The organism is Pseudomonas rustica (assembly GCF_018336155.1).
In the GTDB taxonomy this organism is placed as follows: Bacteria; Pseudomonadota; Gammaproteobacteria; order Pseudomonadales; family Pseudomonadaceae; genus Aquipseudomonas; species Aquipseudomonas rustica.
The window spans coordinates 246,375-262,450 of the sequence record NZ_JAGYHF010000006.1 but is presented as its reverse complement, the minus strand read 5'-3'; the positions used below and the strand labels follow the sequence as shown (position 1 = coordinate 262,450).

The following is a 16,076-nucleotide window of genomic DNA, read 5'->3' as shown; positions in this document are numbered from 1 at the left end:
CGAGGGTCGTAGCTAAACACCACCCCCACGGTTCCCACGCCATGACCACCCCCACCGACGGCAAGACCCCCGATCTCTCGGCCAAAGAACAGCACGAAGTCGAGAAAAACCAGCCGCCCCGCGCGGCCGTTCTGCATGAAATCATCCGCTCGCAAGGCGATCAGGAGCTGGAGCGCAGCATCGCCGCACTCTGGTGGTCGGCGCTGGCGGCCGGGTTGACCATGGGCCTGTCGCTGATGGGCATGGGCCTGCTCAACTCGCGCCTGCCCGACGGTGACGAATTCAAAGTGATCGCCAGTTTCGGCTACTGCGCCGGTTTCCTCGCGGTGATCCTCGCCCGCCAGCAACTGTTCACCGAAAATACCCTGACCGCCGTGCTGCCGGTCATGACCAAACCGACCCTTCAAAACTTCGGCCGGCTGATTCGTCTGTGGACGGTGGTGCTGGTCGGCAACCTCTGCGGCACGATTCTGGTGGCGTACGTGATGCTCGAACTGCCGATCTTCGACACCAAGACCGATCACGCCTTCCTCGAAATTGGCCGCAAGGTCATGGAAAACCACGCCAGCCAGATGTTCGCCAAAGGCATCGTCTCCGGCTGGATGATCGCCACCATGGTCTGGATGATCCCGTCCATGGAGAGCGCGAAGATGTGGATCATCATCCTCATCACCTACCTGATGGCGCTCGGCGACTTCACCCACATCGTCGTCGGTTCGGCGGAGGTTTCGTACCTGGTGTTTGCCGGCGAGTTGCCGTGGAGTGATTTCTGGATGGTCTTCGCCGGGCCGACGCTGGCGGGGAATATCATCGGCGGCAGTTTTATCTTTGCGTTGATCAGCCACGCGCAGATTCGCAGTGAGAGCGGGACGCCGAAATCCAGCGGCCCTGATGAGGATCAAGGCGAGTCGAAGAAGGATTCCGAGCGATGAGGCGTGGTCGTTGAAAGTGCCGCGCACAAAGCGCTGATCATGTTTGGCCGATCGGTCTGGGCCGGGCTGATCAGCGCGATCTCGCGGTCATAGCGATCATTGCCAATCTGGCTCACTGCGCATTGATGGCCCCATTGCTCAAAACCGGACCAATAGGGCACGAGGCTCACACCCATGCCGCCCGTCACCAGCATGGCAATGGTCTCCAGCGCATCCAGATCGACCATCGGTGTCGGCTTCAATCCTTGATCCGCCAGATATTGCTCGGCGTAGCGTCCGCCCCAAGCGTCCGGGTCGTAGCGGATGTAAGGCTGGCTCATGAGTTGCGCAGGAATGCTGATCGAGGACTTTTCTTTCGACAGAAACACCAGCGGTTCCTTGCGCAGGGACACCGCTTGCAGGGCTTTGGGCAATTCGAACGGCGGAGCGACGAGGATCGCCGCGTCCACCTCGCCTGAAAGAAGTGCCTGATACAGCGATCGCGATGTTCCCGGCACGATCACCGGCGTCAAACCCGGCGCCGACACGGTCAGCGCGCGCAATGCTTCCGGCATCAGCCCGGTCAGAACCGTGGAAATCGCGCCGATTCGCAACTGTCCGGTCAGCCCCGCGCCGTCAGCGTCTCCCGCCAATAAGGCCACTTCACGAACGATACGTCTGGCTCTGGGCAACAAACCGAGACAGGCCTGACTCGGTTTGGCGGCATGCCCGACGCGGGATAACAGCTCAAAACCGAGCTGCCGTTCGAGCGCGAGAATGCGCTGACTGATTGCGGCGGCCGTCAGTCCCTCAATTCGTGCAGCATGGGCGATCGAGCCGCATTCGACGACGGTGATCAGGCTCTTTAAATATCGCGTATCCATAAGAAATGCTTTCGATGGCAGTAAGAATTACAGGCTATCTCTTTTGATCGAAACCGCACAGTCTTCAAGCATTCCGCTGTTTCCATCGTCCGGTGATCGTCAGGAGTTCTTTATGCAGTCGATTTTTCATCTCGCTATGCACGTCCGCGATTTGCAGGTTTCCCGCGATTTTTATGGAGGCTTGCTGGGGTGTAAAGAAGGTCGCAGTACCGAGACGTGGGTCGATTTCGATTTTTTCGGCCATCAATTGTCGTTGCACTTGGGCGAACCCTTTGCGGTCAGCAACACCGGCAAAGTCGGTGAGCATGACGTGCCGATGCCCCATCTCGGCGTGATCCTCGAGATGTCGGACTGGGTTGCGTTGAAGGAGCGCTTGATCGAAGGCCAGGTACAATTTGTGCTTCGTCCACACATTCGTTTTCTCGGAGAGCCCGGTGAGCAAGCCACGATGTTTTTTCTGGATCCTGCCGGCAATCCGATTGAGATAAAGGGCTTCACTGACTTGCAGGGTGTTTATGCACAATTTTGATCACGCTGATGCCACCGCCATTGCCGAAAGCGTGCGCTCCGCTGTTGTGAATACGGAGACCGTTGCCGAGCATTTTCTTGAATGCGTCGATACGCGCGAGCCCATCATAAAAGCGTTTGTTTCGTTCGACCCGAAAGAGGTACGCCGCCAGGCTCGCCAACTGCAGAACGGTCACGCGAAAGGCCTGCTGGCGGGTGTGCCGGTGGGGGTCAAAGACATTTATGACACCGTGGATCATCCGACCCGTTTTTACTCGCCGATCTACGAGGACAATCGTCCTTCGCGTGATGCCCATGTCGTCGCACTGCTGCGCCAGGCCGGGGCGGTGATCATGGGCAAGACCCACACCACCGAATTCGCTTACATGCACACCGGGCCAACTCGCAATCCGCATGATCTTTACAGAACGCCCGGAAGCTCCAGTGCCGGCTCGGCAGCGGGGATGGCGGCCGGTTTTTTTCCGCTCGCGTTGGGCACGCAGACCGCCGGGTCATTGATCAAGCCAGCATCCTACTGCGGTCTGTATGCGTTCAAACCTTCGTACGGGCTGGTTTCGCTGGAAGGGGTAAAGCCATTGGCGCCGAGTTTCGACACGGTGGGTTGGTATGGCCGCTCGGTGCGCGATCTCGAGCTGATGGCGCAAGTCTTGATCCCCGGTCTCCCGACGCTTGCTCATCAACAGAGCGTTTGCACGTTCGGCTTCTGTCGTACGGCGCGTTGGGATCAGGTTGATGAAGAGGTAGCCACAGCATTGGAAGGCGCTGTTGAGGATTTGCGAATGGCGGGCCATCAAGTCATTGAGGTGGTGCTGCCTGAAGAGTTTGCGTCGGTATTCGATGATCATCTGTTGATCAACGATTGTGAGGGCGCCCGATCACTGGCCAAGGAGCTGCAAGCGCACCCTGACCAACTCAGTGAGGAATTACTGGCGATGATCGAGCGCGCCCGTCTGACGACGTGGGCGCAAGAGTCAGCGGCGAAGAAACGCCTGGCAACGTTAGCCGCGGTGTTGGAGCCGATATTCCAACCGTTCGACGCGGTGCTGGGTGCGAGCTGCGGTATCGTCGCGCCGTTGGGGCTTGGCGCGACGGGCCCATCCGATTTCAGCAAGTTCTGGATGGCGTTTGGCTTGCCGCAAATCAACCTTCCTCTCGTCCGCAAGACCGGGGCGTTGCCCATTGGCCTGCAAATGATTGGCGCGTTCAGAGCCGACAGTCATCTGTTACACGCTGCCGGGCAGGTTGAGGCAGTGCTGAGCACTGCCCGCCAGGCGGCGCCACAGTGATGCGTCAGTGCGCAGATTCAGTCGCCGCTTTCGGCTCATTGCGCGTTGCATGCTTGACCAGTTTGCCGATGGTCAGGCCCTGCAACAGGATCGACGACAGCACCACGATGTAGGTGATGCTCAGCAAAAGGTCACGCTCCGGCCCCAGCGGCAGGGCCAGCGCCAGTGCCACCGAAACACCGCCGCGCAAACCACCCCAGGTCAGAATGCGGATGGTGCCGGCGGGCACTGTGCGCCAGCGCCGTAGCAGCAGAATCGCCGGAGCGACGGTGAGCAGACGCGACAACAGAATCGCGACCGCCAACACACCGGCCGCGGCCATGTGCAACCAGTTGAACGGCAGCAGCAACAGCTCCATGCCGATCAGCGCGAACAGCAGCGCGTTGAGCATGTCATCGAGCAATTCCCAGAAACCGTCGAGATAACGACGAGTCATTTCGTTCATCGCCAGATTGCGCCCGACGTTGCCGATGATCAGACCGGCGACCACCATCGCGATCGGCGCTGACACATGAATCTCGGTGGCCATCGCCGAACCGCCGATGACCAGCGCCAGCGTCAGCATCACAGTGATCTGGTGCTGCTCGATGCTTTTGATCATCCGATAGACCAGGTAACCGATCAGCCCGCCGAACAGCACACCGCCAATCGCTTCGTGAACGAACAGCATGGCCGTGGCGCTGACGGTCGGGGTTTCGCCGAGTTGGGCGATGCCGAGCAACACGGTGAACACCACAACGGCAGTGCCGTCGTTGAACAGCGATACGGTCTATATAGACACCTAAAACCTATGCCGTACATGTGACCATGTGGACAGACACCTTTCCATGGAGCGTGCCGGCTACCTTGAACGCGCATCAGAGCAGACTTCAGAAAGCTTCAGGCAAGCATGGACATAGGGAGAGAGCCTATACACATGACTAGAAGGATGAGGGGCAATGGAATTTGGCTGGGCGATTGCTCTAGCAGCTCGGCGCTCCAGGACTCGGGGCACTATTCCAGAGTAGGAATGAGCCTGTGAGTCAAAATAGAACTTGCATGATGTAGGCGACCGGACGTAATGAATTGCCCGATGCGAAGTTGATATTAAACCTTCTTAGAACTGGACGATTGCGAGACAAGGTGCATTGCCAGCTTCCTGACGGGAGAACGAATGTTGGCAATGAGGCATCCCAACATTCGTACTCTGGAAACTTTGCCAAGAGACTCAGCCAATGGAACTGACCAGCCTTGGCTTACGCAGCCTTACAATCTCCCTTTCAAGCTCGTCGATGTATCGGACAAGCATCAACTCGCGACTACGAACTCCGTCGCACTCATTTTTGAGGTCGGCAATTTCCCGGTTCTTAGCTTTGAGTTTGTCTTTTTCCTGCTGAGCGGAAGCTTTCTTTGGTGGGGGCTTCTGCGCAGCCGCTGCGTCCCTGACGGCTTGCCTCAGCGCCGCGAACTGAGGGCGATCAGCTCTGATCGACCCCCTAGTTCTCCCAGCCTCAAGCGCGACCAAGTCATAGGTGATAGGCATGTTTCTGCTGACGATCAGCGGTTTGCCAGCAAGGATTCTATTTAAGGCATCCCAAAAGATGATTAGATCGCAGAGTTCGGTCATGCTTGGATCCCCAGGCGAGTAGCGAAGGATGACAACTCATACTGCGTCTGAAGCTCTGCAGTGTGCTCCATGCTTCCTTGGTTGCAGGCCTCTACGGTCACATTCTGAAGGGCAATAAGCTTGAGGAGTTTTGGCTTGATAACGACTGCAGAAGCGCAGCCATCACAGCCTAGGAGATCAACGGTAATACGTTTAGTACAAATGCTATTCGACGTACACCCGCCCAGTGGTGTGGCGCGATACGATAGCTGACCTTTGTTCACTCGCTTGAGGGTTTCATCGAAACGCTCTGCATAGTTCAACTTGAGCAACGCTTTCTTGCCATGGATTTGAGCCCAGACGCCATGAGCGCCATAGAGAGCCTCTTCTGACATAATCACCTCATTAGTATATTGCCAGGATGCAACGTGACGTTCAGACTCTTGGAAAAGAGCTACCATGCTATCTTTCTTGCCGCTAAAAGCTTTAAGGATGTCGGGCGCGTAGATAGATCCACGACTATAGTATTTGGTCATGACTATACTTATGTGCTTGAGCATGGACTTCAGGGCTGGAAGGGTAACGATTCCGCTTCTGATTGCGTAAATTGCAGTAGAGCGCCGAAGCTGGTGAATGCTTAGAGGCCATGCGTTTCCGATATTGACTTCACTGGTTGCATTCCAGATGCGCAATGGATCAACGTTCTTAAGCTCCACCATATCGGCGGAGTTGATTGTCGGAGTGGTAAGCCTCCGTTGGAAACGAGATGGTTCATAGTTCCCGGCGACCGGTTCATCTGAGTTAATGGTCGCCGCATCCAGTACAGTGTTGCTGAAAGGGAAATACGCGGTAGAGATAAAAACATACTGATCGTCTGGGAACATTCCGTTACAAGCTAAAATCGTTTTACAGACGTGAGACGCTGCCGCAAATGGCAACTCAACGTCAGATGATGAATACCAGTCCACATGTTTTCTTCTTTTATGCAGTTTGGTCGTGAAACCATGCAGACTTCTAGAAATCACCACCCCATTTTTTATGTCTTGCCGAAGTGCGCTAAGCCGCAAGGAATAAAGTTCAGACCGCCTCATGCCTGTGAAGGAGTAAATCAACATTGCTGAACAATAGTTTATGACGCCAAAATGTCCCAACAGCTCCTTTTTGTCCGTGATATTGTTGGCATCTGCGTAGTTAGCGAGATCGCAGTGAGCTAGAGCTTTTACGAAACTTTCTTTATGGTCTTCTGATGGAGCTGTGCCGTGGTCGTTATTCCATGAGATCAGCACTGCCAGCTGTTGTAATTGTCCGCGATGCTCCATGTAATTGGCGATCTTCTTTTTGTACTCGACAAGCAACTCAACGTAGATGGCAGTAGGTATTACCAGTGTTTGGTCGTTTTTAGTGTTTTTAGAGAGGGGCGGTGCCTGGAATTTAGCCACTGCAGGCTTAAATCCCAGGTATCTAAACGGCAGCATTGAAATCTTTGGCAGCAAGTCTTCAAGTGCTGCCGCATTGCTCTTAGCTTGTTCAAGGCACAGCTTATGGATGCCTTTTACGTGCTCGATTGAAGACAAGGCTTGGAATACCGATATGTTGTTTTGGTAGCAATACTTTCGTGCTTTTTGCAGAACCAGGTTGTACCTGTTCATGGAGTCGACACCTAGCGGTGTTCCAGGTGATTTATAAGCGTGCCTGTCCAAGGCAAGCAGAATGCTCTTGGACTGTTTCAGATTGGTTCCCCAATTTGTCTCGGTGTGCTCTCCCTCGTAACCCAAATAAACAACCTTTCTTTGCGATATCCCTCGCTCGCGCCCCTGAATCGGCCAAGTGTTCTCCCAAAATTCGACTGGGGTACCGTCAGCCTGGGTCGCGACCACGAAATAATCCGATGGATATACATAATCTTCAGCAGATGCCGACCAAGGTGTTTGCTCGGAATCCAAATATTCAGTTAGAAAAAATTTTGCAAACTGCATTACAGAACCCCAATTTCAGAAAATATTCGTAGCTTGTTTTGCCAGTAGGGAGTCAGGTTTTCAAATTCGAAAACATCAATTCGAATCTGAGTAATCTCTGCCGCGAGGGAGGGGTTGCCCTCCATTTTCTTGATAATCCAGTAGATCTTATTCAAGGTGAGATCAAAAACCTGGCCATGTTCTGTTGGGCTGATCTGTATCAGCCGAAGCTGTTCTATGATGTAGGCCATGCTTAATAGTTTGTGGGCATCTTGGGCATTAAAATGAATTAAGTTGCTATCACAAAATAAGCAGCCAAGGAAGTTGCGGCAGTTTGGCTGAATTGAAACTTCATCCAGCTGCTTTGCTGGTATGAGTTGACCATCACATGACCCAGCTTGAGTCGTTCGAGCTGCCTGCTGCTGCTCTACGCTGGCCAGAATCAAGCCCAAATTGGTGAAGAAGGCTCCAGCTTGAGCAATGTTGTCTGCAACGTTACCTGCCTGGTAACTGGCAAGGGCGGTGCCCAGAGTGTGGTTTGCATCCGCAGCGGCGGCTTCGATGCCATGATGCGTGGTTTTATAATGATGGTGGTAGGCGCGGAGCTCCCGAAACCCAAAGATCGTAAGATTTGGATCCACCAGACGCCTAAGCTGTTTTCCTACAGTTGATGAGTAGCCATTGTCTAGAGGGAGTGGGCCGTTCTTGCGACCAAACGTACCAAAAAGATACTTGAAATCGTGACCATCAACGAGAGTTTCCCTGATTCGCAGATATGCGCGAAAGTGCACAAGAAATCTCGCCTCGAACGACAAGTCTAACTCGGTATGGCTACGCCATTTGATCGTTCGAAAACTTTGTATAACCGTATCAACAGACGATGTTGCATCCCAAGGTATTGCGCCCACTGGAGACTCGTTTCCCTCAGTGTACAAAATGAACATGAACAAGAAACAGTCGTGAGCGACTTTGCATAACTGCAATTGCTCCGTTTTGGTCAGTATTCTATCGAGGGAAATGAGTTTTTCATTATTTGCTGCATCTTGGATCCAACCTCTGTCTTTTAGAAGGTCAAATACGATTTGGAATCCATCTGAAGCGTCGTTCCCTGTTGCTTGCACGTGATTCAGCACATCACGCCTAATTGAGCTCAAAATCCTACCCGGTGTTTTATTGGTCTGGTAATGTAAGATCGCCGACTCAGACATCACAGGGTAATAGCAGGAAGTAAACCAATAAGTATGCCCAAAACCTTTCAGGGCGACAGGTACACTTTGTGTTCCCTCCATGAATGCGCTAATAGAGTCAAACAGGCCGCGCGCACCTGCTAAGGTCGGAAGAAATGCGTCTTCGGACGGAACTTCAGTATTGATTTTCTCATTATTACTGTATCCAGGATGTTGTATACCAATACCTACGTTATGAGTATGTTCTGGATAGAACTTCTCAGCTGATTGCATTGCGACCGTGAGTTTGCGTTGTGGGGTGTTTCGACGCTCAGGATCTGCTGTCGAACAAAGGTGGCGAGAGTATTCCACAAGTGCAAGGTGATAGTCTTCAATACTATCAAGCGCTGCTGGATGGCCATTTGTATCGCACCAGTCCAAAAACATAGCCGTTCGACTCCAATCCTCATGCACAGATGCAGGTCGTAGTATGCGAAAGTATTGCTCTACTATGCTTATAGCCCAGTTTAGAACAGCCTGTATTCTGCTGTAGGAGACTGTTTGGAGATCCACGAACGCTGGGTTGTAGGGCCTTGCCTTGACTCTTACGTGATATAGATACGCGCCGACATTTAGCCGGTGCACAGTCGCGCCACATCGAAGTGACAACTGCAATGAGGCGACAGGAATTTCATCCAATAGTCGCATGCATTCGTCGTAACTACTTTCGTCCAGATTTATTTGGCGCGAAACGAAAGCCACTTGTTCTGCCATTAATTCGCTTCCCAGGTGGTTCGGAGCTTTGCCTCCAAATAGGATTCGAACTTTCTTTGAGCTACTGCTTTTATTTGTTTCTTGCGTACGCTATTAATATAGTTTTCAGTCTCCTCTATGCTTGAATGGGCAAGCCTTTCGGAAACAATATTCAGGAGTTCAAGCCACGTGATACTACCAGAGTTGAGGCGATCAAGATTGTCAATCACTACGTTTTCACTGAACGATGCGCGCAAGTTGTGGAAGCGAACTTTAAATGTATTACCCGATTGCGCTAGCGCAGGGTTTAATTGCTGAAAGATAAAAGCTTGTACGGACTTCCCTACGCGTTGACTTCGATATTCACTTGCGAAAGTATCGTCTCCCTTGGCGTAATACGGTGCTCCGGTTTTTGTCAAAAAAATATAGGTGCTCTTCGCATTAGAGTAAAAGGATTTATCCTTGCGTGCTGCGTACCTCTCAGAAACGAGATATGTTTTGAGAGCTAACACAAGCCATCCAGGGATCAGTATCGGAAATCTTTTCTGAAATTTACTATCTGCGAATCCCTGTTCGCCGACCACTACTGGATGGTAGTCACTTCCGTCGTAGTCATCCAAAGCACTAGCTTGTAGCGTGAATACTGTTTGAAGCCTAGCTCCCGTAAGGATTGCGAGAAGAAAACCTAGGGTCATCTCCGTATTGTCGATTTGGAGCAGTGTCTCAATGAGTGCTTTTTGCTCTGTTTCGTCATACGCCCTGAGAGCTTTAGCGCCTAGGTTTTTTATAACTTTTAGCGTCAGATCGGTGCGTGTGATTTTCTTGTCATAAGACATACCTGCTTTGTTCTTGATGCGTATGTATCCTGTTGATTCCCTCCACATAGCCTGCTCGGGAACGAATCCTCTGTGCAGTAACCAGCGATAGAATGCAATGATTTTTCGAATCATTGCATTGGCTTTTTGTCCTTCTTTAGGGAACTCTTTGACGACATCACGATAATAGTCCGAGTAAGCGTATGTGGGTCTTCTGGCCTTTCTTAGGGGGAAGTTTAAAAAGTTAAGGCCGAGATCCAACATGATGCGAAAGAAGTCTTTTAAAGCTATTGCATGCTTTTCTACAGTCGCCTGGCTGGCTGTAGCGCCGGTAGCCACAAGATCGAGCAGGTAAAGATTGCCAAGTGCCCATGGAGAACCGTCCGGTTGCAGCAAACATGGAAAGTGGCTGAAAATTTGTTTCTCAACACTCTCCATAGGCATTAGGGGGAACAAGTTATCTGGAGATTTGCTGGCTGAGTAGTAAGTTATATTTTTTTTAGGCTCACGCTCTTCCAGTTCTACTGCTTGAAGTAGTTTTAGTTTTGCAATTTTTTTAATCGAAAGTTCCCCTGTCGGAGGACGGTTTTCGATTCTGATCAGGCCTGCATTGCTCATGATTTTCTTATGTCCATACACAAGGGGCGCAGTCGAGTGAGTGCTCGCTGCGAGTAGCTTAGGTTTCAAGTGATTTGAAAAGGCTAGCGTCGTGTAATTGGCTTTGCAATAGGTTTTTTTAAGAGAATATATACTTGTATGACAATATCCGTTAAATATTTATATGATCTGATTACCGTCTCCTAGCAGAGGTTGGCAGGACTTTGCAGGAGAGATTATCTGCTTGTATTCAGGCGGGCCCAATGTTCTTGAGGGGGGGTGATGAAATCTATAGTTGTTAACTTAAAAAGTCAGGGCTAGTAGATATATTGTCAATTTGTGGATAAATGTTTATATCCCATATCTATGAGAATTTTTTCCGTTTTGATTGTCTTTCTGGGAGGGGTGCACGGTTTCAGCCTAAGACGGCTTGGTGGCAGAGGCCGCTGTGCATCGTAGACGCGAGCTTATTTTTCCTATGATGAAGCAGATAGGATTGCTAATTCAGGTTCACTGCAGCTTTCCGGCGGCGTGCATCATTGATGGCGGGTTCTGCCTGTGTTTCACATCGCACTGAGGCCTACGGGCACCGCACACGGATGCTCTTTATGAAGCCCGTTAATCCTTCATTCGTATCAGGTGTTAGTCTACTTGCTAACAACAGCTCATCCCATTGTTACCTCCGGATTATCGATGATCACTTTCCAGCGACTCGCCGCCTGGCTATTCCTTGACCGCCGCCCCGAGCGTGAGAAAGTGCGTGAACGCGAGTTCATCCAGGCGGCCAACTCCTTGAAGACCCTCAAGGTGACACCAGAGGGCGGAATGTCCATCGATCCCGAAGAACTCCGAGATCAGATAATCGCGGCACGCGAGCAGTTGCAGCACCTTGTCCACCAGCCAGGAAAGCCAAGCAGGCCATTCCAACCTGTGGCAGAGAACGAGGTGGGGCAGAAGGCTTACCCCGCTGCTGAGGCCCCTGTAGAGCTGCAGGACTGTATTGAGGTGGTGGCTTGGCGTCGGCTCCATAGTGGCGCTGCTGTGCGCTACGTGTGCCTCCAGTCTACAAGTACGGGGCGATTCGCTGTCGCTACAGCCAGTCTGTTCACAGAGGCCATGGAGAGTCTCCCGACTTGGGTCGACGGCAATACCAACAGGCAAATCGCGAATGCCCTACAGCTCGATGATCTCCAGTGGTACGCGGCTGTGAGCGAGGCTATGGATGCATGGAATGCGGAGCTCTGATGACCCTGAGTTTTCGGTCACGGCGTGCCCCTGCGGGTAGCGGCTGTCGTGAACCGAGCCTTGGCAAAGCCTGCGTCTCGGCCCTTCGGGCTTTCATCCCGCACGCCTGCGCGCTCCGCTTGCGGTATGCAGAGATCAGTTCCTCCCTGGACAGTGCCTGTAGCTCGCACATTCTGATCCATTGAAAAGTCAAACGTGAGTCTGGCACTGGCTTTCTGAAGGGATAAACGCCCAGATTGGATGCAGGCTGAGAAAAGGGCATTCACCAGTGCGGTGAACAGCTTGATAGGAGTGAACCCGACCGAGGGCGATGCCCTGAAGCCGGGTTTATTCGGATTAAGCGAGCACAGCAGCGGGTTCCGCCGTATCGTCACCGCCTCCCTGTGCCGCTAGATCAGGCGAAACCAGACCTTGGGAGGAAGGGGCATAAGGGTAAAAAGCTTCAAACTTGTCATACGGGAAGAGTGACTGAATTTTGTACACGGCGTTTGTAAGAAACTGAGTCTTCTCTATATCGGCGTAATCACCGCTGTACCTTCCAGAGAAGAAGTTGACCTCCCAATAGCCAGCCTTTGGCCGTATTTCTCCCGCAATCCGAGCGGCCTGCATCCCAGTCATACTTGGGTGACCGAGCTCATCAGGTTTTGGAATGTCCTCAGCGACGAATAACACGCCGTCCTTACCTATGGCCCAGATAAGCTTACTCTCAGAGGATGGGTCGTTAGCCACTGAATCGGCCACTTTCTTGTAGGCCTCGTGAACATCAACCAAACGGATTTGTTGCGGATCCCAGAATTTTTTCGCGGTCTTGTTGGTGCCTTTTCCGTTCCGCGAGACCTCGTTCTCTTTAATGTGGTTGGGCGCACGCAATGTCCCATACATGCTATTGAGATGACTTTCGTAGTCATCTCGGCGCTGCTTCACAGCCCTGGTGAACGCCGGGAAGAAGTGCTGATCATCTAGACCGGCGATCTGGCTCTCCTGCCCCTTGAAGCCGGCCAGCATCGCATCTGCATAAATTGGGTCATGAATGTAAATGCCAGATACAGCGTTGCCCAAGGGAATGTCAGTCGCATCCAAGAACACCTGGAAAGCACACTCGGAATCCCAGTAGACATCAATTTGCCACTGTAAGCGTGCGAGGCTGCCAGTCAAGAAACTGAGTTTTTCCTTACGCCAGCGAATCATTCTCTCTTCATCGAGGGTGTAAGTACCCAACACGTCATTGACCTTGCGGTGGGTGTAATGTTTACGGACATCGTCTCGCGCTTGAGCAATCGATGCCAGTTTGATCTCGTACCTGACCGAAGGAACCGGGATCTCAAGCAGAGGACACATTTCATCTTCCAGGTATCCCAATACCTGATCACGAATACGCTCTGCTGTGCCATGAGCGAACTTGAAGTCGATGCGCGTCTTTCTATCTGCCGGGATGATCGAGATATCTGGAACAATAATCTCATGGGGAGCCACCCAGTTAGTGGCATCCGGTTCTCGAATGGACATCGCCAGCCCCCAACGACCTTTTACGGCCTCAGGAGTGGATTCCCCGAAAAATTCGTCAAGCATGACCATTTCTGCTCGTGCGTACGGCCCGAGTCGGTCGTCATGAACGTATACCCATTTCGAATCACCCCGGAAGTCATAACCAAGGGCGGTAATTGCGTGCCCAGCTTTGACGTACTCACCAGCTTCGTTGGGTTCCACGCCGTATACTTTTCCCGTCAAAATGACGGGCAGGTTGCTATTAATGTGAGCAACGAGGGACTCTCGGAAAGATTCAGGAGTTGATTCCTCAAGGCTATTGTTGTGATATCGCAGCCCCTCAATATCAAGCGTTCGCTGGATCTGCTTATTGGTAAGCTCTTTATTTGGGAATCCATTACTGGAACCGTCCACAAAATTCAGGGCGGCGGTGGTGATCTCACTGCAGGATTTAATGTCCTTAACACTACGACCAGGCGAACTGTGCAACGCTGTCCAAATGGCGGTGGTAGCACACGCGGCAACCACCTTGTCCTGTTCTTGGAATGCAATTGAGTCGATTGTCAGCTTGATGCCAAAGAGATTCACATCATAAGGCTTGTCAATTTTCTTCTTGCCCACACCTCGGTCACCACTGACACGAAGGCAGGTTTTCCCCACGAATGTCCTGGTGAGAGGTTTGATAACCATGAAACCGAGGTAGTGCGACTGGAGTTGCTCTAGAGTTTTTACAGCATTGTCATCCTCAGCATCATCTAACATTTCTCCCACGTCACCCGCCAGTAGAGCGTCGAGCCGCTTGTGAGTCAGATCGCAACTGAAGAAGTGAAGCCGAGCGCACTTGTAGCCATCGTTGCCGAAACGCCCCAGGTAAAAACGCGAGTAGTCCTCGAGGAAGTCTCGGTCGATGTATTCGTGCTCAAGCAGGATGCTTCCTACCGTCTTCTTACCCTTCGGAATCTCGGGCATGAAGGACTTCAAGTAGTTATAGATGTACTTGATCTGAGGTTTTTTGAAGATGTCAGCGTGATCATAGCCGTATGGCTCATGAATCAACGCTGCCATCGTCGCCTCTTCGAAGCTGGTGATGAGGTATGGAGTCATTGTGATCGCGCAAAAAAAAGCAGCCCATTAGGCTGCTTTCGGATGAAGGGATTTATTAGAGGCTGCAGGTCTTGGCAAGCAGCGTCGCAGTGACTTCTTGTTTAGCGAATTCACGTGCCAGACGGTGGTTAGTCGCGGCCATGCGATCACGAGCCGCCTTTAGGCTGGCTTCATGAGAACCGTTACGGTTACGGGCCTCTTCGATCATACGCTCAAGAGTCATAGCTCCATCCTCTAAGAATTTTGTTCCACGGTGCATCAACGAATTCCAATGCGCGACCACTGCTTTCAATGGAAAAAAACGTAATACTGCCTCGCTAGCAAAAGCGGTGCGGATTATCGAGCTCGTTCACCAAGCTTCACAAGCAGTACCTGCCGTCAGCCGACAAGCGGCTTTACGACTATAGTTCAGACTTGGCGAAAGCCCCCAAGGTTCAATAAACAAGCAGCCTCAGAACTCGGCAAACGGCAGCCCCGTCACAGCTCCGCTTCTCAGGAACGCCATTAAGGCTCTTCTCCTGCTAGTCGTTACCATAGCGACTAAAACCTCCATCAGGGAGGTGGCCAAGCTGGGCGAAAAATCGTTGATAACCGAGTATGGCATATGGCAATCACCCACTTAAAGTGTATTTTGCCGTTATTTTCGCCCCTTTATAGGGCGCCGGAGCGACGTTTTTTGAGTCTTCCATGCTCCCAGTCAGCGTTTGCTCGTCTGAATGGAAAGGATAGCCGACTAAAGGCTCAGTTATGCGTCGGCCCCCATGGGCCCCACGATGGAGGATTCTTAACGATGTCGATTGAGGTGCTGAGCTCGTCCTGCATGTGTTCAAAAACTCTGTCGAGACTTGGATGAGCTTTCGACTCTCGCAGGGCATTCACTAACGCCAATAGCTCACGCCCTTGAGCCACCGGCATTTGGATGTCGCAATACACGGTGTCATCGCTGTCTCGTTCCACGTCTATTCTCCGTCTGCATCAATCCAGCTTGGGCTTACTTCTGGCAGTTCTGTGTGCCTCGAGGTGCTGCATCTCTGATTCCCAACAAGCCAGGAATTTATACCAGTCCGCAGCGTAAGGCCCATCTAACAATCTGGTCGACCCGATACTCGCCTGATTGAAGCGCTCCCTCCAGGGCTGGGGGATAGTCTGCTCCAAAATGATGTCGATTCCGGAGTTGTGATGCTGCAGCGTGACACAATCCCGAAGCTGGTTGAGATCAAGTGCCTTGTCAGCATTGGGGGAGTATTTCCGTTCTTGAAGGTCAAGGTCATCAAGGATGGATAAGGCATCGAACGCCTTCGAATCGCCTGGAGATATGTGCGCAAGTATCCACAAAGCCTTTCGTCTCTTGGCCTCCAGTTCGCGCAGTTCATCGTCGGGCATTTGAGTTACCTCTTGTTGGCGTTGATGGCGTGCCGCCTGCGGCGTCAGGCTGCCGTAAATCGAGCCCCGCCAAGGCGTGTCTCGACCCTGCGGGCTCGCATCCCTCACGCCTGCGCGCTCCGCTTGCTTGGTGTTTGCGCCTCTGTGAAACATAGATCGTAACGCACCCTCCCTCGTGACTCGCAGCGGAGCATCGCTATTCAGAGCGTTCTGTTATCGTTCTAAAAGTAATTTAGTCGCTCTTAGCCATCAGCCTTCTGGGGAGCCGAGAATGGACACGACTCGACGCGTACCAGGCAGAGCCTACCAAACGGTTCGCGATCCCGAGCGTCTGCTCATTGAAGAGCGCGCCGAAGCTCTATCTGCTGCAGGCTACCCG

The 16,076-nt window shown here is 52.2% G+C and carries 13 protein-coding genes and 1 pseudogene; 4 read left to right on the top strand and 10 right to left on the bottom strand.

Annotation, left to right across the window (positions count from 1 at the left end):
* The first annotated feature begins 41 nt into the window (after window positions 1–41).
* Window positions 42–932 (top strand): formate/nitrite transporter family protein, encoded by an 891-nt coding sequence (locus tag KFS80_RS13730; protein ID WP_053124651.1) that lies wholly within the window; start codon window positions 42–44, stop codon window positions 930–932.
* Here the strand turns inward: KFS80_RS13730 and KFS80_RS13725 are convergent.
* Window positions 899–1,795 carry a LysR substrate-binding domain-containing protein gene (locus KFS80_RS13725; RefSeq protein WP_212545064.1) on the bottom strand — a complete coding sequence of 299 codons (897 nt, stop codon included), beginning with the start codon at window positions 1,793–1,795 and terminating at the stop codon, window positions 899–901. The genes KFS80_RS13730 and KFS80_RS13725 overlap by 34 nt on opposite strands.
* A gap of 112 nt (window positions 1,796–1,907) precedes the next feature.
* Between KFS80_RS13725 and KFS80_RS13720 the strand changes: the two genes are divergently transcribed.
* Window positions 1,908–2,324, top strand: a complete 417-nt coding sequence (locus KFS80_RS13720; protein ID WP_212545143.1) for a VOC family protein — start codon at window positions 1,908–1,910, stop codon at window positions 2,322–2,324.
* Entirely contained in the window at window positions 2,311–3,609 is a 1,299-nt protein-coding gene (locus tag KFS80_RS13715; protein ID WP_212545063.1) for an amidase, read from the top strand. Before KFS80_RS13720 ends, KFS80_RS13715 begins: the two co-directional genes overlap by 14 nt.
* Before the next feature lie 4 nt (window positions 3,610–3,613).
* On the opposite strand, the pseudogene KFS80_RS13710 reads toward KFS80_RS13715, so the two are convergent.
* From KFS80_RS13710 to KFS80_RS13685, 5 genes and pseudogenes are all read right to left on the bottom strand, one after another.
* Window positions 3,614–4,372: pseudogene (locus KFS80_RS13710) on the bottom strand (cation:proton antiporter); the annotation flags it as partial.
* Window positions 4,373–4,816: 444 nt separating this feature from the next.
* The gene (locus KFS80_RS13705; protein ID WP_095023237.1) at window positions 4,817–5,215 is read right to left on the bottom strand and encodes a hypothetical protein; all 399 of its coding nucleotides are present in this window, start codon (window positions 5,213–5,215) and stop codon (window positions 4,817–4,819) included.
* Window positions 5,212–7,170 (bottom strand): tyrosine-type recombinase/integrase, encoded by a 1,959-nt coding sequence (locus KFS80_RS26965; RefSeq protein WP_131670606.1) that lies wholly within the window; start codon window positions 7,168–7,170, stop codon window positions 5,212–5,214. The genes KFS80_RS13705 and KFS80_RS26965 overlap by 4 nt, the downstream gene beginning before the upstream one ends.
* On the bottom strand, window positions 7,170–8,762 hold the full coding sequence (locus KFS80_RS26960) for a hypothetical protein (protein ID WP_227496829.1): 1,593 nt from the start codon (window positions 8,760–8,762) through the stop codon (window positions 7,170–7,172). The genes KFS80_RS26965 and KFS80_RS26960 overlap by 1 nt, the downstream gene beginning before the upstream one ends.
* Before the next feature lie 326 nt (window positions 8,763–9,088).
* Window positions 9,089–10,501, bottom strand: coding sequence for a site-specific integrase (locus tag KFS80_RS13685; RefSeq protein WP_103452362.1), 1,413 nt, complete (start codon window positions 10,499–10,501; stop codon window positions 9,089–9,091).
* A gap of 672 nt (window positions 10,502–11,173) precedes the next feature.
* Here KFS80_RS13685 and KFS80_RS13680 point away from each other — a divergent pair.
* On the top strand, window positions 11,174–11,725 hold the full coding sequence (locus KFS80_RS13680; RefSeq protein WP_007246725.1) for a hypothetical protein: 552 nt from the start codon (window positions 11,174–11,176) through the stop codon (window positions 11,723–11,725).
* Window positions 11,726–12,061: 336 nt separating this feature from the next.
* On the opposite strand, the gene KFS80_RS13675 is transcribed toward KFS80_RS13680, so the two are convergent.
* From KFS80_RS13675 to KFS80_RS13665, 4 genes are all read right to left on the bottom strand, one after another.
* The gene (locus KFS80_RS13675; protein ID WP_010203400.1) at window positions 12,062–14,275 is read right to left on the bottom strand and encodes a hypothetical protein; all 2,214 of its coding nucleotides are present in this window, start codon (window positions 14,273–14,275) and stop codon (window positions 12,062–12,064) included.
* Window positions 14,276–14,369: 94 nt separating this feature from the next.
* Entirely contained in the window at window positions 14,370–14,537 is a 168-nt protein-coding gene (locus tag KFS80_RS13670; protein ID WP_010203399.1) for a hypothetical protein, read from the bottom strand.
* 518 nt (window positions 14,538–15,055) lie between these two features.
* Entirely contained in the window at window positions 15,056–15,271 is a 216-nt protein-coding gene (locus KFS80_RS27165) for a hypothetical protein (RefSeq protein ID WP_007246723.1), read from the bottom strand.
* 18 nt (window positions 15,272–15,289) lie between these two features.
* Window positions 15,290–15,697, bottom strand: coding sequence for a hypothetical protein (locus KFS80_RS13665; RefSeq protein WP_038448081.1), 408 nt, complete (start codon window positions 15,695–15,697; stop codon window positions 15,290–15,292).
* Window positions 15,698–16,076: the final 379 nt, after the last annotated feature.

Bases quoted from the DNA above. Each gene is read 5' to 3' on its own strand.
- KFS80_RS13730 (WP_053124651.1), top strand. From the start codon at position 42: ATGACCACCCCCACCGACGGCAAGACCCCCGATCTCTCGGCCAAAGAA.
- KFS80_RS13725 (WP_212545064.1), bottom strand. From the start codon at position 1,795: ATGGATACGCGATATTTAAAGAGCCTGATCACCGTCGTCGAATGCGGC.
- KFS80_RS13720 (WP_212545143.1), top strand. From the start codon at position 1,908: ATGCAGTCGATTTTTCATCTCGCTATGCACGTCCGCGATTTGCAGGTT.
- KFS80_RS13715 (WP_212545063.1), top strand. From the start codon at position 2,311: ATGCACAATTTTGATCACGCTGATGCCACCGCCATTGCCGAAAGCGTG.
- KFS80_RS13705 (WP_095023237.1), bottom strand. From the start codon at position 5,215: ATGACCGAACTCTGCGATCTAATCATCTTTTGGGATGCCTTAAATAGA.
- KFS80_RS26965 (WP_131670606.1), bottom strand. From the start codon at position 7,170: ATGCAGTTTGCAAAATTTTTTCTAACTGAATATTTGGATTCCGAGCAA.
- KFS80_RS26960 (WP_227496829.1), bottom strand. From the start codon at position 8,762: ATGTTTTTGGACTGGTGCGATACAAATGGCCATCCAGCAGCGCTTGAT.
- KFS80_RS13685 (WP_103452362.1), bottom strand. From the start codon at position 10,501: ATGAGCAATGCAGGCCTGATCAGAATCGAAAACCGTCCTCCGACAGGG.
- KFS80_RS13680 (WP_007246725.1), top strand. From the start codon at position 11,174: ATGATCACTTTCCAGCGACTCGCCGCCTGGCTATTCCTTGACCGCCGC.
- KFS80_RS13675 (WP_010203400.1), bottom strand. From the start codon at position 14,275: ATGGCAGCGTTGATTCATGAGCCATACGGCTATGATCACGCTGACATC.
- KFS80_RS13670 (WP_010203399.1), bottom strand. From the start codon at position 14,537: ATGACTCTTGAGCGTATGATCGAAGAGGCCCGTAACCGTAACGGTTCT.
- KFS80_RS13665 (WP_038448081.1), bottom strand. From the start codon at position 15,697: ATGCCCGACGATGAACTGCGCGAACTGGAGGCCAAGAGACGAAAGGCT.